We start from the raw sequence: 19,963 nt of genomic DNA on the forward strand, positions 1-19,963 counted from the left end.
CTCCCTTCCGGGAACCAGGCTCCTGCCTGCCGCTACGTGAGAGTCAACTCTGATTCTGGCCCACCATGGCGGGGCCGTCGGGCCGCCCGTACAGATAGCCCTGGCCTCGTGGGCAGCCGATCGCGGTGACCGCCTCGTGCTGACGCTCGGTCTCCACCCCCTCAGCGACCACCGCCAGGTCGAACGCGCCGGCCAGGCGGGTGACCATCTCCACTGTCGCGTACGCCCGGTCGTCGGTGCCCAGTCGGGCCACGAACGACCTGTCGATCTTCAGCTCGGTGGCCGGGATGCGGTGCAGGTAGCTCAACGACGAGTAGCCGGTGCCGAAGTCGTCGATGGCGATCCGGATGCCCAACTCCCGCAGTTGGTGCAGCCGCTCCAGCACCGCCTCGGTGCCCTCGATCAACGCCGACTCGGTCAACTCCAGGGTCAACGCCCGTGGTGCCAACCCGGCGGCGCTGGTCGCCGCGGTGACCGTGGCGATCAGGTCCGGCCGGCGCAGGTGCGCGGCGGCGATGTTCACCGCGACCGTCGCCTCCGGCATCCGACCCCGCCAGGTGGCGGCGGCCCGGCACGCCTCGTGGATCACCCACCGGTCGATCGGCAGGATCAGCCCGGTCTCCTCGGCCAGCGGCAGGAACCTCGACGGCGGCAACATCCCCAGCCGGGGGTGCCGCCAGCGCACCAGCGCCTCGGCGCTGCGCACCGCGCCGGTGGTCAGGTCGACGATGGGTTGGAACTCCAGGTGCAACTGGTCCTCGTCGACGGCGCGGCGCAGGTCGGCGATCAACTCGGCGCGGGAGACGGCCGACTCGCGCAACGCCGCCGTGCACGTGCGGTACGCGGACTTCCCGGCCGCCTTGGCCGCGTACATGGCGATGTCGGCGTCGCGCAGCAGGTCGCTGTGGGAGGCGTGCTGCGGGCCGTACTCGGCGATACCGATGCTGGCCGACGGGTGCACCCCGACGTCCTCCTCGTCGTCGGAGGGCCGCAACGCGTCCAGCAGCCGCTCGGCGAGCCGTTCGGGTGACACCGGCCGGTCGCCGTCGACAAGCACGGCGAACTCGTCACCACCGAGCCGGGCGATGGTGCCGTCACCGTTCACGGCAGTGTGCATCCGGGCCGCCAGCCCGGTCAGCAGGGTGTCACCGGTGGCATGCCCGAACCGGTCGTTGACCTGCTTGAAGCCGTCCAGGTCGAGCAGCAGCACCGCCACCGGTCGCCCGTCGCGCAGGGCCAGGCGCAGCCGCCGGTTGAACAACAGCCGGTTGGGCAGCCCGGTGAGCTGGTCGCCGTACGCGAGCCGGCGCAGCCGGGCCACCAACCGCAGGTTCTCGTTGGCCGCCAGCCCCTGCCGGACGGCGAGGGCGGCCAGCAACACCATCATGGTCACGAACACCAGCTGCGGGGTCTGCCCGGTGGGTCGACGGGCGAGCACCACCGCGATGATCGCCCCACCCACCGGCAGGTACGGCAACGCCACCTGCCACCAGGGCGGCAGCGGCGACTCGGCGGTGTCGTCGGTGCCGTCGCAGTCCGGTGGCGGCGCGTTTCGGGTGGCCAGGCCGATCAGCAGGTAGCTCAACGGCCAGCACAGGTCGATCGGGTGACCGGCGGTGTAGTCGGCGCGGGCGACCAGCGACACGTAGACGACGTCGGCGACGACCCGCAGGGTGAGGCTCGCCGCGAGGATCGTCATCGGCCGCCACATCGGCCGGGCCGGCCCGGAGACCGCCACCAGGATGGTGAGCTGCATCAGGTCGAACATCGGGAAGAGCAGCCCCAGCGTGCGCGCCGGGTCGGCCAGCTCGGCGGCGGCGACCCCACGGAAGACCAGCACCCAACCGATCGGCACCAGGGCCAGGGCGACGATCACCCCGTCCAGCAACGTACGGGCCCGGCCCACCGCGGTCCTCGGTGCCGACGGCGAGCTGAGCAGCGCGGCCGTGCCGGTGAGGATGCCGGCGGTGAAGACCACCCCGACCACCGGCGTGTGCGGCAGGTCACCGCCGACGAGCCGCTGCGCCGTCCAGATCGCCCGACCGATCGCGGCCAGCCCCATGGTGAAAGCGAGCAGCGTCCAGAACCGGCGCAGCGGCGCCGGATGCCGACGGGCCACCCCCACACACGCGACCGTCGCCCAACCGGCGACGAGCATCGCGCCGATGTCGCTGACCAGCGCGGCACCGGGCAACGCGGCAAACAGCCAGCCCGCCTCCAGCAGGATGACAGCAGCCGCGACGAAAGCACCAGCGGGGTTCAGCGTCCCCGCAGCCTGCTTTCCGTCCTGTCGGGACACGGTCGCTCCGGCTCTTTCGTCGTGCGTGCACCCTCGGCGGCGCCGGTCCACGGCAAACCCCGAAAGCCTAACCAGCGCCCAGAAACGCCGCCAGAGCCGAACGTTCACCCCGCTGCGGCTCCGGCCTCCGGTCAGCGGCCCGCAGATCGGTTCCAGGGTGAACGGGGCAGCGCGGTGCCGGCCAACGGACGGCGTGCGCGGCGGCGTCTGCGCCGGCCGGGGGTGCAGGGCGGGCGGGCAACGGTGTGCACTGCCACGTCGACCGAGGACGTCTGTCGGCCGATCAACCAGCAGAGGAAGCGTTCCATCGTCGGATCAGCCGACCGGGAGGCGCTCGGCGTCGGACCTGGCAACCTCGTACTCCGCCCCGCAGAACGTGCACTGCTGCGCGTACCGGGTGCGGATCGGGATGAGGGGAATGAAGAAGACTGTGAATTTCGTCGAGCGGCGGGTGATCACCTGCGCGGCCTGGTTGCCGCAGTGGCGGCAGACCTGCTGCACGACACCGGACCGGTCGACCTTGGTACGCAGACCAAAGATGAAGAACATCGCCAGCCAGTACCCACCCAACCGCGAAAAGTCACCAGATCCCGGCAGCGGATCAGGGAAAGCCGGGCGACGGACGTACAAGATCGTGCTCGATCCTGGATGTAGTGGCTTCCGGGGCGAACGAGGCCACTACATCCCTGATCGAGCACGATCAAAGCGGGCGATCAACGCACGACGATCACGGTGACGCGACCGCCGTGCGGCTTCAGCCCGCCGGCGCGGGCTCCAGGCCGGGGATCTCCTCGGAGAGCCAGATCGGCTGCCAGTTGGCCATCTCGTGGAAGCGGCGCAGCTCGAACAGCCCGGCAACCGAACCGCTCCAGGCCCCGTACGGCGGGTTGGCCTCGTCGAAGCCGCTCTGCACGAAGGTCAGCGTGGTCCGGCCACCGGACTCGGCCAGCTCCCAGCTCGTCACGCCGGTCGGCCCCCAGTCGACGGACAACCGGCGGCCGGGCTCCAGGTCGACGACCTTGGCCGCGTAACCGGTCTCGAAGCCGCCCATGGCGTACCGACCGCCGACCCAGGGCTCGATGCCGATCGGGTAGCCGAACCAGGCGCTGGCCTGCTCGGAGTCGGTCAGCGACTCCCACACCTTGTCGACGGGGGCGGCGATGACCAGCTCACCCCGCAGGTCGGCGGATGTGAAGTCGGTGCGGGGCAGCAGCGGCTTGCCCTCCAGGTGGGCGGCCAGGTTGGCGATGGACAGCGCCCAGTACGTCTGGAGCACGCCCCGGATGGTGGAGCCGCTCATCGCCTCGGCGAAGTCGAAGTGACTCTGGATCAGCGTGAGCACCGTGCTGTCGGTGCCCTCGGCGGTCAACTGGAACTCGGTGGTGGTTTCCACGCCGTCGAGCAGCCAGCCGAAGCGCAGCGTGTCGTCGTCGGCGTGCAGCAGCCGCTGGTGCGGGGCGTCGCCTTCGGGCGTGTACCGACCCCAGAACTCGTACCGCCGCGGCAGCTCGACCTCGGCGTGCTCGGCCAGCCAGAGACGCAGCTCGGCCGGGTCGGTCAGGGCCTGGCGGACACGCCCGACGGGCGCGGAGAGACGGGCCTGGACCTTCATCGGCTCACTCATTGTCGTTCCCTTTCGGATAGCAGGCGACGGCCAGCTTGAAGGCATCTCCTTCGCTGCCGCCGTAGCGGGTGAACAGGTCTTGAAGCGCGGTTTGCAGGTCGTGCAGGAACTGCTGACGCTGCTCGGCCGGCACCCGGATCTCGCCGGAGACCCCGATCGAGGGCAGCTCTGGTGCGGCCCGGTCCAGGCCGGCGATGTCGGCCTGGACCTCCTCCATCAGGTCGAGCAGGTAGCCCAGGCTCAGTTCGTCGCGGGCCCGGCGCAGGCCGATCCGGCCGACGAGCCGTGGGGAGAGCCAGTAGGAGCGGGCGGCGGCCTGGTAGATGCCTTCGGTGATGCCGCGGACCTTGCGTTCGTTGACCAGCTCGACGAGGCCAGCCGCGACGAGCTGCTTGACGTGGTAGTAGACGCGCTGTGGCGTCTGGTCGAGTCGGGCCGCGACCTCGGTGCAGGTGCGCGGCTCGGCCAGTTGCCGCAGCACCTCGACGCGATGCGGCTTGAGCAGGACTTCGGCCTGCTCGATCTGCTCCAGGTACAGGACGTCTCTCATGGCAAAATCAGTTTGTACGTACAAAACTTCTTTGTCAATCGCTTCGCGAGAAGCCGCGCCGACTTTCTCGACGCGGCCTCAGGCGACGGTCAGCAGGTGATCAGGGCAACCAGTCCGGCCGCAGCGGGTAACCGCTCACACCGTTCGGGCCGTTGTGGGTGGCCAACACCTGGTGCAGCTGAATGCCGTTGCGCTCGAACGCCATCCGCGACCCGGCCATGTAGAGCCCCCACACCCGGGCGGTGCCCGCGCCCACCTCCGAGACGCAGAAGTCCCAGTGCTCGACCAGGTTGCGACACCAGGCGGCCAACGTCAGCGCGTAGTGCTGGCGCAGGTTCTCCTCGTGGTGCACCTCGAACCCGGCGTCGTGCACCTCACTGACCAGCCGACCCGGACCAGCCAGCTCACCGTCCGGGAAGACGTACCGGTCGATGAACGCTCCCGAACGGTGCGGCGCGCGGTTGTCAGCGCGGGTGATGCAGTGGTTGAGCAGTCGCCCACCCTGCCGCAACCGGCTGCGCAGCGCCCCGAAGTACGCCGGGTAGTTACGCACCCCGATGTGCTCGGTCAACCCGATCGAGGAGATGGCGTCGAACTGCTCGGCCGGCGCGTCCCGGTAGTCGAGGTATCGCACCTCCGCCAGCTCGGACAACCCCTCCCGCTCGATCGCGGCCTGCGCCCACTGCGCCTGCGCCTTCGACAGGGTCACCCCGAGCGCCTTGACGCCGTACTCGCGGGCCGCGTGCCGCACCATGCCACCCCAGCCGCACCCCACATCCAGCAGCCGCATCCCCTTCTTCAGCGCCAGCTTGCCCGCGACCAGGTCGTACTTCGCCGCCTGGGCCTGCTCCAGCGTGTCGTCCGGGGACCGGTACACCGCGCAGGTGTACGTCATCGACGGGCCCAGCACCTTCTCGTAGAAGGCGTTCGACACGTCGTAGTGGTGCGAGATGGCCGTGCTGTCCCGCACCCGCGAGTGCCGCATCCCGTTCATCACCCGCTTCCAGCGGGGCTGTGCCTCCTGCGGCGGTGCCGGCGGCGGCATCAGCCGCTCCCAGCCCAGCCCACGGACCAGCGCCAACCCCTCGGCCAGCGACGGTGGGCGTAACCGCAGCTCGTCCTTGAGCACCCGCAACGCCTCGTACGGGTCACCCGGGTGCACGCCCTGCAACGCCAGGTCACCACTGACGTACGCCCGGGCCATGCCCAGGTCGCCGGGCGCCGTGAGCAGGTACGACAGCCCACGCTCGGTTTGGATCGCCAGGGTGATGCCGGCGTCGGACGGGCCGACGGCACTGCCGTCGTACCCGGTGATCCGCACCGGCAACGGCCCCGTGGTGACCGCGCGGATGACATCCGCGACGGTCGGACCCGTGTGCCGGCCCCCCGCCGGCGGGGTGGCGGGGACGCTCGCCGCCCCCTGATCTCTGTCGGTCAGGCTCATGCTCGTGCTACCGCCTTTTCGTACAGTCCCGTCAGCCGGTGGTCCGGGTCGTAGCGGTCTTTCACCGCGCGCCACGTGTCGCCGCCGTAGAGGCGATCGAAGGCGTCCCGGTCGTAGTACGCGTCGGAGTAGAGCGACTTGTGCCCGCCCGACTCCGACACCCTGCGTTCGATCGTGCGGTTGACGTCGCCGTCGGCGGCGCCCGGCGCGATCGGCACGCTCCCCCAGAACCCGATGTTGACGTAGTCCTGCCCAGGCCGCAGCGGATACAGCGGCCAGGACCGCGCCGAACCGGGCCCCGCCGGCTCACGCAGTCGCAACGGACACAACCACACCGGGTTCATCCCCACCGCGCCGGCGAACCAGCGCAGGAAGTCGGCCGTACGGTCCAGCGGGATCTCCACGTCCTGCACGACCCGCTCCCGGGCCGGCTGCCCGCGCAGCCGGTCGATCCGGGCCGCCACCTGGTGGCGGTGCTCCAGCCGGACCAGTCGGTGGTAGAAGTCGCTGCGCCGGTAACGCGCCGGCCAGAGCCTGCGCACGACCGGGTGCTGCGCACCGAACGCCGACGAGCACCAGAACCAGTCGGTGTCCCAGCGCCACAGATAGTCGTACGCGGTGAGCACGTCGCGGGTGCGCTGGCGCAGCGACCGGTAGTAGATGGACTGACCGGTGTAGTCGCTGGGCGGGTCGGCCCCGTCGATGAACGTGGCGAAGACCAGGTACGCCTCGCCGGGGCTGAACATCACCCCGTCCATCGCGTCCACCGGTTCGCCGGCCCAGGAACGGGTGGCGGTCACCTCCGCGATCGCGTCGGTCAGCGCCTCCGGTTGGGTGAACCGGACGTTGCGCAACGCCACGTACCGGCCGACCGGTTGCAGCTCGATGCGCAGCCGGGTGGCGTACCCGAGGCTGCCCAGCGAGTTCGGGAACGCGGTGAACAGGTCGGCGTGCTCGCCGTCGGGTCGAGCGGTGATGATCTCGCCGGAGCCGGTGAGCACGTCCAGCTCCTGGACGGACTCGTGGGGCAGGCCGTTGCGGAACGAGGTCGACTCGATCCCGAGGCCGGTCACCGCGCCGCCCAGCGTGATGGTGCGCAACTGCGGCACCACGAGCGGCATCAGGCCGTGCGGCAGCGTCGCGTCGACCAGGTCCTCGTAGGTGCACATGCCCTGCACGTCGGCGGTGCGGCCGGCCGGGTCGACCGACAGCACGCCGTTCAGGCCACTCACGTCGAGCCCCGGAGTCCGGGGAGCGGACCGGGGGCGGAACAGGTTGGAGGTGCGTTTGGCCAGCCGGACAGGCTCGCCAGTGGGCACCGCGGCGTACGACCGCCGCAGCGTGTCCACCGCTTGATCATGGTCAATGGGGTGATCCACACGCTCAGCGCGCATGTGATCACCTTACGCTCGCCTCCTGGAAACCGTGGGATGTCGGCGGTGGCAGTTTCCCGTCCGGCGGCAGGCCCGACGGCTACCGTGGCGGGCATGCCATCGCCAGCGATCACCGCCCTGGACGCCGCCCAACTGCCGTATCGGCTGGTCAGCCACGGTGCCGTCGGCAGCCTCGCGGAGGCCGCCGCCGCCCGGGGCGTGACCGTCCCCGACGTCGTCAAGACGATCGTGGTCCGGCGCGGCGAAGACGATCACCTGTTCGTGCTCACCCCCGGCGACCGGGTCATCTCCTGGCCCAAGCTGCGCGCCCTGCTCGGGGTGCACCGGCTCTCCATGCCGGACGCGGCAGGCGCACTGGCCGCCACCGGCTACGAACGCGGCACCATCACCCCGTTCGGCGCGAGCACTGCCTGGCCGGTGGTCGCCGACGAGCGACTGCGCGGCCGGGAGATCACCCTTGGTGCCGGCGAGCGGGGTCTCGCCATCGCGATCGACGCCGACGCCGCGATCGCCGCCCTCGACGCCACGGTGGCCGACGTTACCGACGAGCAGCCCACCCGCTGAGCCTCGCCGTCCCCCGCACCGCCGGGCTGGCTCCGGCGCGACATCGTGGGTGAGGATGGCGCGTATGTCCGCGCCCGAGGAACGCCCCGACCCCGCCGGCACCGTCTACGGCGGTCACCGGGCACCGCGCTCCGGCCCGCTGGCCGATCCGTTGCTGCGGGTCGCGGTGGCGGTCGGTGCCGTCGGCGTACTCCTGGGGGTCGTCTTCGCCACCGGGCTGCTCGACGGTGACGACGAGCCGTCGGTGCCGGCGTCGGTCGGTTCACCGTCCAGCGCGGCGCAGCCCAGCGAGCCGACCGGCGAGCCGAGCCCGACCACACCGGCCGAGCCGTCACCGACCCCGTCGGCCAGCACGCCGGCCGCCCCGCCCACCGGGCCCCGGGTGCTGCGCGCCGCCTCGGGGCTCTGCCTGGGGCTCGACGGTGACGGCAAGGAGGCCGGGGCCGAGTTGGCCGTGTGTACCGGCGCCCCGGAGCAGCAGTGGGTGGTCAGCCCGGCCGGCCCGGGCGTGCTGTCGTTGACGAACGCCGCGTACGGGCAGTGCCTCGACGTCGAGGGCGGCAGTCAGGACGACGGCGCGCGGTTGCTGCAGTTCCCCTGCCACGGTGGGGCCAACCAGCAGTGGCGGTTCGGCGGGACGGGCACCAGCGCGGTCCTGCTCATCGCCGCGCACAGCAACAGGTGCGCCCAGGCCGACGACGACGCCGTCGAGGCGGGCGACGACATCCGGCAGCGACAGTGCGACGGCCGGCCGGCCCAGCAGTGGACCCTGAGCTGACCGGCCGACGCGTCGCGGCTCAACCCCGGAAGCTCCACGCCCTGGGCGCGGTCGCGGCGACCAGCACGGCCTCCGGCACCGCTCGGCCCGGTCGACGGCGCAGCAGCAACGACAGCCCGGCGGCACCGATCGACAGCGCACCCGCCACGTACCAGGCCATCGCGTAGTCGCCCAGCCGGTCCCGGACCAGCCCCGCGCCGGTGGCGGCGACCGCCGCGCCCAGTTGGTGCGCGGCGAACACCCAGCCGAACACCACAGCCCCGGCGCCACCGAAGTACTCCCGGCACAGCGCCACCGTCGGCGGCACCGTGGCCACCCAGTCCAGGCCGTAGAAGACGATGAACACCAGCATGCTCGGCTCGGCGGTGCCGGAGAAGAGGCTCGGCAGCACCAGCAGGGACAACCCGCGCAGCGCGTAGTACAAGCCGAGCAGCAACCGGCTGTCCACCCGGTCGGTGAGCCAGCCGGAGGCGATGGTGCCGACGATGTCGAAGAGCCCCACCAGGGCGAGCAACCCGGCCGCCGTGGTCTGGGCCATGCCGTGGTCGTGCGCGGCCGGCACGAAGTGGGTACCGACCAGGCCGTTGGTGGTCGCCCCGCAGATCGCGAAGCCTCCGGCCAGCAGCCAGAACGGTCGGGTCCGGGCCGCGGTGGCCAGCGCGCCGATCGCCCGGGTCGCCGCGCCGCCGGTCGCCGGCGGCGCCGCGACGACCTCGGTCGCCCCGTAGGCGGGCAGACCGAGATCCGCCGGGTGCTCGCGCAGAAGCCACACCACCAGGGGTACGACCGCCAGCGCCGCCACGGCCACCACGAGTGCGGCGGTACGCCAGCCGTGATCGCGTACCAGGATGGCGATCAGTGGCAGGAACACCAGTTGCCCGGCCGCCCCGCCGGCGGTCAGCACCCCGGTGACCAGGCCCCGTCGGTGCACGAACCAACGGCCGGTGACGGTGGCCACGAACGCCAGCGCCATCGAGCCGGTGCCCAGCCCCACCAGCACACCCCAGCAGAGCAGGAGCTGCCAACTGGCGGTCATGAAGACCGTCAGGCCGCTGCCCGCGGCGACCAGCAGCAACGCCACCGAGACCACCCGGCGGATACCGAATCGGTCCATCAGGGCGGCCGCGAACGGCGCGGTGAGCCCGTAGAGCAGCAGGTTGACCGAGACGGCCGCGGAGATCGTGGCCAGCGGCCAGCCGAACTCCTCGTGCAGCGGGTGCAGCAGCACCGACGGAGTGGCGCGGAAGCCGGCCGCACCGACCAGCGCCACGAAGGCGACGGCGGCGACCAGCCAGGCGGGATGCAGACGACGGTTCTTGGTCACCGGACAAGTCTGAGCCGGTCCACGCACCTCGGCGAGTGGCCGGAAAGCCATCATGCGCAATAATCGGGCCATGACCGTTCGCCCGCACCGGGTCGCCGTACTCGCCCTGCACCAGGTGGTCGGCCTAGACCTCGGCACCCCGTCCCAGGTCTTCAGCACGGCCCGGGCCGCCGACGGGACACCCTTCTACGACGTCCGGGTGTGCACCCCGGGTGGGCAGCCGGTGCGCAGCACCGCCGGCTTCCAGGTGCTCCCCGACCACGGGCTGGAGTTGCTCGACACCGCCGACACGGTGATCGTCCCCGGCATCCACGACGGCACCGTCCTGTCCTCGGGCATCGTCGAGCCAAAGGTGACCGAGGCGCTGCGCGCCGCGTACGAGCGGGGTGCCCGGATCATGTCGATCTGCACCGGAGCGTTCGTGCTCGCCGCCGCCGGGCTCCTCGACGGGCGGCGGGCGACCACCCACTGGGCGTACGCCGAGCAGTTCCGCCGCCTGCACGACCGGGTGGACCTCGACCCGGGCGTGCTCTTCATCGCCGACGACCGGGTGCTCACCTCGGCCGGAGTCGCCGCCGGCATCGACCTATGCCTGCACGTCATCCGCCTCGACCACGGCAGCGAGGTGGCCAACCGGGCGGCCCGCCGCTGCGTGATGCCGCCGTGGCGCGACGGCGGTCAGGCGCAGTACATCGAGCAGCCGGTGCCGAAGGCGACCGACACCAGCACGGCGGGGGCCCGGGAGTGGGCGCGGCAGCGGCTGCACGAGCCGATCGCGCTGCGCGACCTGGCCGAGCAGGCGCGGATGAGCGTGCGCACCTTCACCCGACGCTTCAGGTCGGAGACCGGCCTCAGCCCGGCACAGTGGCTGCTGCACCAGCGCACCGACCACGCGAGACTGCTGCTGGAGACGACCGACCTCACCGTCGACCAGATCGCCCACCGCTGCGGTTTCGGCACCACCGCCGCCCTGCGCCAGCAACTGCACCAACGCATCGGCGTGGCCCCGTCCACCTACCGCCGCACCTTCCACCCCCGCCCCGAACTGATCAAAACCTGACCCGCACCCCGCACCCCCGCGCCCCGGAGCCCCGGAGCCCCGGAGCCCCGCGATCTTGCACTTTCGGTTGTCCGTATGCACGTTTTGCCCCAATTGCGAGGACAGAAAGTGCAAGATCGCGGAGAGCAGGGGGCACGGGGCAGGGCAGGGCTGACCCCGGTCTCGTCCCCGTCCGGGCAGCACTACTTGCGAGCGTGATGTCTGTGAGTCATCAAGATGACCCACAGACATCACGCTCAACGGACCACGGCACCCGTGCCGGGTCGCACTGATCAGCCGCCGCCGCCCGCACCGCCGCCGCCGCCGCTCAGGACCGGAGCAGGTGCAGCTGGGACTGGTGCTTCGGCAGGTGCACCCGGGTGTGCAGGTCCAGGGTGCGGGACCAGGGCAGTGGCTCGTCGACGACGAGGTCGAAGCCCTCGCGGAGGTGCGTCTCGACCGGGGTCTCCGCTGCCAGGCCGAGCTGGTCGACCAGCCCGCACAGCCGGTCGCTGGTGCCGTGCAGCAGCGCGGTCAGGCCACGCAGGCCACCCTGCTCGGCGGCGAGCGCGTCGAGCTGCGGGCGGTGCACGTCCTCCTCCAACTCGTAGTAGGCGAACGGCGACCCGGCCAGCAACGCCTCGGTGGCGTGGATCATGAGCTCGTCGTTGGCGACCAGATGCGCGACGATCTGCTCGGCACTGAGCTGCCCCTCCGGAGCCGGACCGAACCCGCCAGCGTCGACCTCAGCGAACAGGGCACCGTAAGCCCGCCGCAATCCCCCGCTCTCCATCCCCCCAGTCAACCCGCCGCGGCGGGAGTTAGCGGCGGGATTGGCGGGAGCGGAGGTAGTCGCTGACCACGTACTCGCCCAGGTCGTCGGTGTCCGGCGTGAACATGCGACCCCGGCTGCGGCGGGCCACCGCGTCGACGAAGCGTCGCAGGCCCGGATCGTCACCGAGCATGAACAGGTTGAGCGTGGCACCGTAACGGCTCAGCCGGTCCACCTCGCGGACCGTCGCCTCGATCGTCTCCGGCAGCGGCGGCCAGTGGAACAGCGCCTCCCCGTCGTCCGGGTCCAGGTGCGCGGTCGGCTCGCCGTCGGTGACCACCAGCACGACCGGCTCGGCGTCCGGGTGCCGGCGCAGGTGCCGGCCCGCCAACCGCAGCGCGTGCTGGAGGTTGGTGCCCTGCTCCATGTCCGGCTCCACGGCCGCCAACTCCTGCTGGGTGAGCGTCATCGCCTCCCGGCCGAAGCCCACGATCTGCAGGGCGTCCTGTGGGAAGCGCGTCTCCATCAGGTGCGCCAACGCCAGCGCCGTCTGCTTCATCGGCCCCCAACGACCCTGAGAGATCATCGAGTACGACAGGTCGACGCAGAGCACCACAGCGGCCGAGGCGCGCCTCTCGGTCTCCACCACCTCGAAGTCGTCTACCGCGAGCTGCACCGGGACCGTCGGCCCGGCCCGACTGACCGCCCGGGTCAACGTGCGGACCACGTCCAACGGTTGCTCGTCGCCGTACTGCCAGGGCCTGGACGCGCCGCTGACCTCGCCCGCCGCACCGGCCGAGCGCAGGTCGTGCTGGCCACGCGGCCCGGCGGTCAGCTCCGCGAAGACCTGCCGCAGCGCGGTCCCGCCGAGCCGGCGCAGCGCCTTCGGGCTCAGTGTGAGCCCCTCCGCGTCCCGGCTGACCCAACCCTGGCGGCGCAACTCCCGCTCCAGGTCACGCAAATGGCGAACGTCATCGGCCGCGTCCCGGCCCAGTGTGCGCGCCACCGCGTCGACGTCCACGTCGTCGAGGGTCGCCCCCGGGTGTTCCTGGTCGAGCTGGTCCAGCAGGTCGTCCAGGTCGCCGATCTCACCCAGCGCGCCGGCCGCGTCGGCGTAGTCCAGCGGCTGGTCGCCACGGACCCGCTCGCCCCGCCCCCAGCGCAGATCGGGCCGCAGCGCGCGCAGGTTCGCGTCGAGCGCGGACAACTCCCCCGCGAGGCGGTCGCCGAGCGACTGCTGCATGAGGCCGGCCAGCTCGGCGCGCTGCCGCTCGGAGAGCGAGTTCATCAGCCGCTCACCGGCCGCCGCCCGTCGGGCCAGCACGTCGATCAACTCGTCGACGTTCTCCGGCTTCTCCGGGAAGAAGTCGCCATGTCGGCGCATGAACTCGGCGAACGCGTCGGTGGTGTCCTCCGCGCGACCGTGCCGGGCCAGCAGGTCGTTCAGATCGCCCATCATCTCGGCGAGCCGCTGCTGGGCGGCCGGGTCGGCGGAGGCGCGCACCGCGTCGCGCATCCCGGCGAAGCGCTGACCGAGCACGTCGTCGCGGAGCTGGTCGAGGATCTGCTGGTACGCGCGGCGGGCATCGTCGCTGGCCCACTGGTAGCCGGACAGCTCCTCCACCGCCCGCGCCGTCGAGCGCGGCAGATTGTCCAGCACCGCCTCGGCGAACCGCGCCGCGTCGTCGTCGCGACCCCGCAGCTCGTCCCGCTCGGCGGCGAGAGCCTGGTCGAGCAGGGCCTGGGCCCGGGTCACCGCCCCGTCCAGGTCGCCCCTGCGCAGCGCCTCCCGGCGCAGCCGCCGAGCCCGGGCGGCCAGGTCGTCCAGGCCACCCCGACCCTGCGGGCCACGGCGCAGCAGGTCACGCAGCGCCTCCCGCAGGCTGCCGCCGGCCAGCACCTCGGCACCGACCGCGTCCACCGCCTCGCGCACGTCGTACGGGGGTGCGAGCGGGTCGGGCCCGCCGTTCCACTGCCCGTAACGGAACCGGTTGCCGGCCACGGTCAGCCCCGGCCGCCGTAGACGGTGCGCCCCGAGTCGGTGACGTCCTTGCCGAGCCGGCGAGTCAGGTGCAGCCCCTCCAGCACGAACTCGACGGCGGCAGCGGCCTCCTCCGAGGTGGGCGCGTCGCCCAGGTCGAGCCGGTCCAGGACCTTCGCCAACCCGGGTACGGTGCCGACCTGGCGCAGCAGCTCGGCGGCGCTGACCAACTCGCCGGTCTCGATCGCGGCACCGTCCTCGACCAGGGCGGTGAACCCGGACAGGTCCAGCCCGGCGAGGCGGGCCCGGAACGTCTCGGCGGTCGCCGTACGCAGCAGGTGCGCGAGGATCTCGGTCTCCCGGCCCTCCTCGCCGCTCTCGAACTCGACCTTGCCGCGCAGCGTGCTCGTCACCGACACCGCGTCACCGACGCGGGCGACGGCTGCTTCGGGGCGGCCGTCCGGGGTGTCCGAGGCGGCGAGCAGACCGGCGCGACGCAGCGCGGCACCGGCGACCGTCTCGGCGGCGGCGATGGCGAAGCGGGCGGACACACCGGAGCGCGGGTCCACCGACGGCGACTCCCGGACGGCGCGGGCGAAGCGGGCCAGCACCTCCAGCACGTGTTCCGGCACCTCGGCGAACAGGTCGGCCTCCTGGCGGATCAGCGCCAGCTCCAGCTCCAGCTCGACCGGGTAGTGGGTGCGGATCTCCGCTCCGAAACGGTCCTTGAGGGGAGTGATGATCCGGCCTCGGTTGGTGTAGTCCTCCGGGTTGGCGCTCGCCACCAGGAGCAGGTCCAGCGGCAGGCGCAGCTGGTAGCCGCGAACCTGGATGTCCCGCTCCTCCAGCACGTTGAGCAGGGCCACCTGGATCCGCTCGGCCAGGTCGGGCAGCTCGTTGACGGCGAAGATGCCCCGGTTGGTGCGCGGCACCAACCCGAAGTGGATGGTCTCCGGGTCGCCGAGGGTACGACCCTGGGCGATGCGGATCGGGTCGACGTCGCCGATCAGGTCGCCGACGCTGGTGTCCGGGGTGGCCAACTTCTCGCCGTACCGCATCGAACGGTGCAGCCAGCCGATCGGCAGGTCGTCACCGGCCTCGGCGACCTGGGCGACGGATGCCGGGGTGAGCGGGTGCATCGGGTGCTCGTTGAGCACCGAGCCGGGCAGAACGGGGGTCCACTCGTCGAGCAACGCGCCCAGTGAGCGGATCAGCCGGGTCTTGCCCTGGCCGCGCTCGCCGAGCAGCACCATGTCGTGCCCGGCGAGCAGGGCCCGCTCGACCTCGGGCAGCACTGTGTCGTCGTAGCCGACGATGCCGGGGAAACGGGTCTCGCCGGAGCGCATCCGGGCGAGGAGGTTGTCGCGGAGTTCCTGCTTGACGGTGCGGTACTGGTGACCGGCCGCCCGTAGCGCGCCGAGCGTGCCGGGCAGGTCGGCCGGTGGAACCGGGATTACCGGGGTAGGCGCAGTCACCCGACCCACGCTAGCTCACATTCGCGGGGGCGCCCCGGGCATCAGGGGTCACCCCCGCTTCCACCCTCAGCCCCGGTCGCAACGCCGGCAGGCACCGCGACGGCGCAGGTGGTACGCGTACGTGGCGACGCCGAGGGCCACGCCCCACAGCGGCCAGAGCAGCATCGGCGCCCCGGTCATGCTGAACCCGCCGGTCAGCCGCCAGAACTCGGGATTGCTGAGCAGCCCCAGCGAGGCCGCGGTCACGGAGATGGCGACCAGGGTGGCCGGCACCACGGCCAGCTTCACCGGCACCCGACGGCCGGCCAGGCCGAGCATCCAGCGCGGGAACCGCTCGCCCCAGCTCTGCACCAGTCCGAGGGTGAGGATCGCGCCGACGCTGGCGAAAGCGCCCAGCCCGAGCCCGGCCCAGACCAGCCCGGTGTCCTGCATCTCGGTCAGGAACTCGCGGGAGATGCCGAGCGGGATGCCGGCCGCCCAGGCGAACCGGGTCACCGCGTACGTCAGGGGGATCACCGCGGCGATGCCGGCGGCCCACCGGCCCCAGCGGGTGGCGGCGGCCGGGGTGGTCCACCGCTGGCCGGTGTCGGCACGGCCGCAGCCGACGCAGGCCCCGGCGGTACGGCGCTGCCCGGCGAGTACCGCCCCGACCAGCAGCAGCCCGCCGACCAACGCCGCGAACCGGGCGAACAGCGCCCAGTTGAAGACATCGGAGTAGTCGATGGGCGGCCAGCCGAACGGTGCCCCGACGATGAGTATCGGCAGGTAGCCGAGGACGATCAGCACTCGGACGTCCGGCACGACCAGGACGAGGACGAAGGCGACCGCCCAGCCGCAGCCGGCGAGCAGCGCCCGCAGTGGGCCGGGTGGTCGCGCCGCCGGGCGGCTCATGGCCAGGGCGGCGACCGCGGCGGTGAGCAGCACACCGGCGAAGAGCGGGGTGGCCACCTCCGCCGGCACCAGGCGGAGCAGGCTGACGTCGCCGCCGTGGTGGTCGTTCGGGCCGAACGGGTAGCCGGCGCCGGTGAGCGTGCCGAGCAGGGCGAGCACGCCCCACAGGCCGAGCCAACCGGCGGCCAGTGGGGCCAGCCGGTCCGGCCAGCGGGAGTCGGTACGGGGTAGAGAGGCAGTGATCGTCGTCATGCTCTCAGCCTCAACTGACGGCCGCCGGATTCCCTCCCGGCCGGCGGTGACCCCGCTCCCCCGGTGGAGGGACCGATCAGCCCGACGGGGTGACGAAGCCGGACTCGTAGGCGGCGATGACCGCCTGCGTGCGGTCGCGGACCCCCAGCTTGGCCAGCACGTTGCCGACGTGCGTCTTGACCGTCTCCACCCCGACCACCAGGTGCGCGGCGATCTCCGGGTTGGACCGGCCGGTGGTCATCAACCGCAGCACCTCGGCCTCCCGTTCGGTGAGCCGGGCGGTGCTCAACCGGTCGCCACCCGCCGGACCGTACGCCCCGACCAGTTGGCGGATCGCGGCCGGGAAGAGCAGCGACTCGCCGGCCGCGACCACCCGGACCGCCTCCACCACCTCGGCGGGCCGGGCCCGTTTGAGCAGGAACCCCGAGGCGCCGGCGCGCAGCGCCTCGTAGACGTACTCGTCGTTGGCGAAGGTGGTGACCACCAGGACCCGGGGCGGGTCGGCGGAGGTGGCCATCAGGTGCCGGGTTGCCTGGATGCCGTCGATGCCGGGCATCCGTACGTCCATCAGCACCACGTCGGGCCGGTGTCGGGCGACCAGCGGCGGCACCTCGGCCCCGTCGGCGGCTTCGGCGAGCACGCGCAGGTCGGGTTGGGCGTCGATGATGGCCCGCAGCCCCACCCGGATCAGCTCGTCGTCGTCGACGATCAGCACTCCGGTGGTCATGTCGTCTCCTCGTACGGCAGGCGGGCCCGGATCAGCCATCGGTCGCCGTCCGGGCCCACGGTGAGCCGGCCGCCGAGCAGCAGCACCCGCTCCCGCATGCCGTCCAGGCCTCGACCGCCCCGCCCCGGCCGGCCCTGGTCGCGGTGGCGCACCGCGTTGGTCAGCTCCAGCTCCAGCGCGTCGCCGCGCAGGTCCAGGCGTACCGTCACCGGCCCGTGGCCGTGCCGGGCGGCGTTGGTCAGTCCTTCCTGGACGATCCGGTAGCCCTCCCGGGAGACCACCGCGGGCACCCGGTCCGGGTCGCCGGCGCGTTGCGCGTGCACGGCCAGGCCGGCCGCGCGCGCGTCGGTGACCAGCCGGTCCAGGTCGGCGAGGGTACGCTGCGGCGCCACCACGGGCCGGTCGCGTCCGTTCTCCCGGAGCAGCCCGAGCACGTGGTCGAGGTCGTCCATCGCGGTCCGCCCGACGTCCTCGATGGCGGTGAGTGCCCGCCGGACGAACTCGGGGTCGGTGTCGAGGACCTCGCGGGCGGCCCCGGCCTGGAGGGTGGCCACGGTCAGCGCGTGGCCGACGGAGTCGTGCAGCTCCCGGGCCAGCCGGTTGCGTTCGGCGAGCCGGGCGGCGCGTGCTTCGAGGGCGGCGATCCGCTCCGCCTGGGCGGGGCCGAGCAGCACCGGTGCCATGAGTCCGGCGAGCGCGCCGAGCCCGGCGACGGCGTAGCCGAGGACGACCAGCAGGAGCACCCCGGTCACTGTCAGCCAGCCGCTGTCCTGTCCGTCCAGTGGCCCGAACTGTTCCCGGCTGATCAGCTCGGTGCCGATGCCGAACTGTTGGGCGATGAACGCCAGTGCCATCGGCAGGGCGCTGAACAACCCGATCATCACCAACGCGCCGACGATGAGGTGGGTGGCGATCCAGAGCGCGCTGCGCAGCCGGGTCTCCCGGTCGCCGTGGTGCCCGGGCGCGGGCTCGGGCAGGTCGACGCCGAGCAGGGCCCGGACGGCGGCGATCTCCAAGGCCCGGCTGCCGTCCAGCAGCAACGGGACGACGGCGATCAGTACGGCGATGACCAGCAGGACGTAGACCATCGGACGGGGGATCGCCGAGTCGGCGAGCAGTTGGGCGAAGGTCACCGCGAGCAGCCCGTACGGCAGTGCCAGCACACCGCCGAGCAGCAGGAACACGCCGCGTCGCCAGGTGGTGCCGGCGACCAGCGGGGCCAACGCCGCTCGGAGGGTCACCTCGTCATTCTGCTGCCCGGACGGGTCCCGCCGACTCCCCCGCGTCGGGGAGATGTCAGCGGTGGTCGGCGACGTACTGCTGCGGGTCCTTGTCGCGGAACGGCAGGTTGCGGCCGAACTTGTGCTCGCCGTAGAAGGTCAGCCAGCGTTGGCCCAGCTCGGCGCGGAGTTCGGTGCTGGCGTGCCGGCGGAAGTCGGGCAGCGCCTCGTCCTCTTCCTCGGCCAGGTGTTCGCTGTTCTCCCGGCGGGCGGTGCCGACCGCCTCCCACCACTGGTCCGAGCCGACCGGGTGCAGTTTCGCCTCGGCGATGGCGTCGCGGATCTTGTTGTGGTCGCCGATCGCGTCGGCGGTCTCGTCCTCGCCGTCGTCGCCGTGCTTGACCAGGTGCGGGTAGAGGATCGCCTCTTCCGCCTCGGCGTGGATGTCCAGGTGCAGGGCGAGAGCGTCCCAGATGGCCAGCATCTCCTGCTCGTCGCGGGCGTCGTCGAGGCGGGCGAAGCCACGCCGGAAGGCGGCGTGGTCGTCCAGGATCAGTGCGGTGATGTCGTCCACTGTGCTCACTTTCCGGTTGGGTTGCCGAACCGGGCACGCAGCATCGCCGGCATCGCGGCGAGCCCGGTGATCGGGCGGAAGCGTTTCGCCGCCTCGGCCAGCGCCGTGTACTCGTCGTCGGCGAGGTCGATGTCGGCGGCGGCGGCGTTGCGTTCCATCTGCTCGACCCCGGACGCTCCGGGGATGGCGAGCACGTTCGGGTGGCGCAGCAGGTAGGCCAGCGCGATCTGGCTGGGGGTGGCGTCGTGGGCGTCGGCGACCTGGCGCAGGGTGTCGATCAGGGCTGCGCCGCGCTCAAGGTTCTCCGGCAGGAAGTACGGGTTGGCACGCCGGACCGCACCGGTCGGCGGCTTGCTGGCGTCGTAGCGGCCGGAGAGGAAGCCCTGCGCCAGCGGGCTGTACGCGATGACCACCCGGCCGGCCTGCCGCGCGTACGGCAGCAGGTCCTGCTCGGGCGCGCGGTCCAGCATGCTGTAGCGGACCTGGTTGCTGAGCACCCGCCGGCCGAGCGCGGCTTCGGCGATCTGCCAACGGCGCAGCCCGTAGTTGCTCACGCCGACGTCGCCGATCAGCCCGACGTCCTGCAGGGTTCGCATGCCGCGCATCGTGTTGTGGTCGGCGACCAGCGGGTTGTGCTGGTGCAGCTGGTAGAGGTCGATGCTGGTGACGCCGAGCCGGGCCGCCGAGGCGACCGCCCGCTGCTGCACCACGGCGGCCACCGGCAGCACCGGCAGGATCTTGCTGGCGATCACGACCTTCGGTCGGTCGTCGCCGAGGGCCGCGCCGAGGATGCGTTCGCTGCGCCCGAAGCCGTAGATCTCAGCGGTGTCGAAGACCGTCACACCCAGCTCGACGGCCCGCCGGACGATCTGCGCCGCCTGCCGCTCGAAGTCCGGGCCGTACCCCCACTCCCGGGAGCCGAACTGCCAGGTGCCCAACCCGATCTTGGACAGCGGTTTGGGGGTGTCGAGCGCAATGAAACGCATGGCGTCGAAACTACCCCGATGTCCTGGTTTCCACGCCCGATCCACGCCAGGGCGGGCCGGAGCTAGGCT

General features: G+C 72.2%; 18 protein-coding genes. 3 read left to right on the forward strand and 15 right to left on the reverse strand.

Translation table 11 applies throughout. The features are described 5' to 3' along the window. Positions 1-43: 43 nt before the first annotated feature. The 6 genes from ACIBEF_RS02425 to ACIBEF_RS02450 all read right to left on the reverse strand — a co-directional run bounded on the left by ACIBEF_RS02425 (position 44) and on the right by ACIBEF_RS02450 (position 7,311). Complete coding sequence (locus ACIBEF_RS02425; RefSeq protein WP_396790496.1) at positions 44-2,299, reverse strand: putative bifunctional diguanylate cyclase/phosphodiesterase; 2,256 nt, start codon at positions 2,297-2,299, stop codon at positions 44-46. Positions 2,300-2,614: 315 nt separating this feature from the next. Further along, positions 2,615-2,848 (reverse strand): zinc-ribbon domain-containing protein, encoded by a 234-nt coding sequence (locus tag ACIBEF_RS02430; RefSeq protein WP_355005523.1) that lies wholly within the window; start codon positions 2,846-2,848, stop codon positions 2,615-2,617. Positions 2,849-3,053: 205 nt separating this feature from the next. Next, positions 3,054-3,923 (reverse strand): SRPBCC family protein, encoded by an 870-nt coding sequence (locus tag ACIBEF_RS02435; RefSeq protein ID WP_396790498.1) that lies wholly within the window; start codon positions 3,921-3,923, stop codon positions 3,054-3,056. Beyond that, entirely contained in the window at positions 3,916-4,473 is a 558-nt protein-coding gene (locus tag ACIBEF_RS02440) for a helix-turn-helix domain-containing protein (RefSeq protein ID WP_355005525.1), read from the reverse strand. The genes ACIBEF_RS02435 and ACIBEF_RS02440 overlap by 8 nt, the downstream gene beginning before the upstream one ends. Before the next feature lie 100 nt (positions 4,474-4,573). Beyond that, positions 4,574-5,917: a class I SAM-dependent methyltransferase gene (locus ACIBEF_RS02445; protein ID WP_396790500.1), complete on the reverse strand. Its 1,344-nt coding sequence runs from the start codon at positions 5,915-5,917 to the stop codon at positions 4,574-4,576. Then, positions 5,914-7,311 (reverse strand): FAD-binding oxidoreductase, encoded by a 1,398-nt coding sequence (locus ACIBEF_RS02450; protein WP_396790502.1) that lies wholly within the window; start codon positions 7,309-7,311, stop codon positions 5,914-5,916. Before ACIBEF_RS02450 ends, ACIBEF_RS02445 begins: the two co-directional genes overlap by 4 nt. 93 nt (positions 7,312-7,404) lie before the next feature. Here ACIBEF_RS02450 and ACIBEF_RS02455 point away from each other — a divergent pair, with 93 nt between their 5' ends. Beyond that, positions 7,405-7,875, forward strand: coding sequence for a YbaK/EbsC family protein (locus tag ACIBEF_RS02455; RefSeq protein WP_355005528.1), 471 nt, complete (start codon positions 7,405-7,407; stop codon positions 7,873-7,875). A gap of 64 nt (positions 7,876-7,939) precedes the next feature. Beyond that, complete coding sequence (locus ACIBEF_RS02460) at positions 7,940-8,653, forward strand: RICIN domain-containing protein (protein WP_396790505.1); 714 nt, start codon at positions 7,940-7,942, stop codon at positions 8,651-8,653. Between the two features lie 19 nt (positions 8,654-8,672). Here ACIBEF_RS02460 and ACIBEF_RS02465 read toward each other — a convergent pair whose 3' ends face one another. Continuing rightward, a complete protein-coding gene (locus ACIBEF_RS02465) occupies positions 8,673-10,028 on the reverse strand; it encodes an MFS transporter (RefSeq protein WP_396790507.1) in 1,356 nt (451 codons plus the stop codon). 1 nt (position 10,029) lies between these two features. Between ACIBEF_RS02465 and ACIBEF_RS02470 the strand changes: the two genes are divergently transcribed. Further along, entirely contained in the window at positions 10,030-11,037 is a 1,008-nt protein-coding gene (locus tag ACIBEF_RS02470) for a GlxA family transcriptional regulator (protein WP_396790509.1), read from the forward strand. A 307-nt stretch (positions 11,038-11,344) separates the two neighbouring features. On the opposite strand, the gene ACIBEF_RS02475 is transcribed toward ACIBEF_RS02470, so the two are convergent. From ACIBEF_RS02475 to ACIBEF_RS02510, 8 genes are all read right to left on the reverse strand, one after another. Then, positions 11,345-11,809, reverse strand: a complete 465-nt coding sequence (locus tag ACIBEF_RS02475; protein ID WP_355005532.1) for a hypothetical protein — start codon at positions 11,807-11,809, stop codon at positions 11,345-11,347. A 28-nt stretch (positions 11,810-11,837) separates the two neighbouring features. Further along, the gene (locus ACIBEF_RS02480) at positions 11,838-13,790 is read right to left on the reverse strand and encodes a VWA domain-containing protein (protein WP_396790512.1); all 1,953 of its coding nucleotides are present in this window, start codon (positions 13,788-13,790) and stop codon (positions 11,838-11,840) included. A 2-nt stretch (positions 13,791-13,792) separates the two neighbouring features. Further along, positions 13,793-15,253 carry a sigma 54-interacting transcriptional regulator gene (locus ACIBEF_RS02485; RefSeq protein ID WP_357206932.1) on the reverse strand — a complete coding sequence of 487 codons (1,461 nt, stop codon included), beginning with the start codon at positions 15,251-15,253 and terminating at the stop codon, positions 13,793-13,795. Positions 15,254-15,310: 57 nt separating this feature from the next. Further along, complete coding sequence (locus ACIBEF_RS02490; RefSeq protein WP_396790513.1) at positions 15,311-16,387, reverse strand: hypothetical protein; 1,077 nt, start codon at positions 16,385-16,387, stop codon at positions 15,311-15,313. Between the two features lie 76 nt (positions 16,388-16,463). After that, positions 16,464-17,114, reverse strand: a complete 651-nt coding sequence (locus ACIBEF_RS02495; protein WP_355005536.1) for a response regulator transcription factor — start codon at positions 17,112-17,114, stop codon at positions 16,464-16,466. Then, positions 17,111-18,355 carry a sensor histidine kinase gene (locus tag ACIBEF_RS02500; RefSeq protein ID WP_396790516.1) on the reverse strand — a complete coding sequence of 415 codons (1,245 nt, stop codon included), beginning with the start codon at positions 18,353-18,355 and terminating at the stop codon, positions 17,111-17,113. The genes ACIBEF_RS02495 and ACIBEF_RS02500 overlap by 4 nt, the downstream gene beginning before the upstream one ends. A gap of 55 nt (positions 18,356-18,410) precedes the next feature. Continuing rightward, positions 18,411-18,908 carry a hemerythrin domain-containing protein gene (locus ACIBEF_RS02505; protein ID WP_396790518.1) on the reverse strand — a complete coding sequence of 166 codons (498 nt, stop codon included), beginning with the start codon at positions 18,906-18,908 and terminating at the stop codon, positions 18,411-18,413. A gap of 5 nt (positions 18,909-18,913) precedes the next feature. Next, a complete protein-coding gene (locus ACIBEF_RS02510; RefSeq protein WP_396790520.1) occupies positions 18,914-19,894 on the reverse strand; it encodes an aldo/keto reductase in 981 nt (326 codons plus the stop codon). Between the last annotated feature and the right edge of the window lie 69 nt (positions 19,895-19,963).

It is taken from the genome of Micromonospora sp. NPDC050795 (genome assembly GCF_044456785.1).
Classification (GTDB): Bacteria; Actinomycetota; Actinomycetes; order Mycobacteriales; family Micromonosporaceae; genus Micromonospora.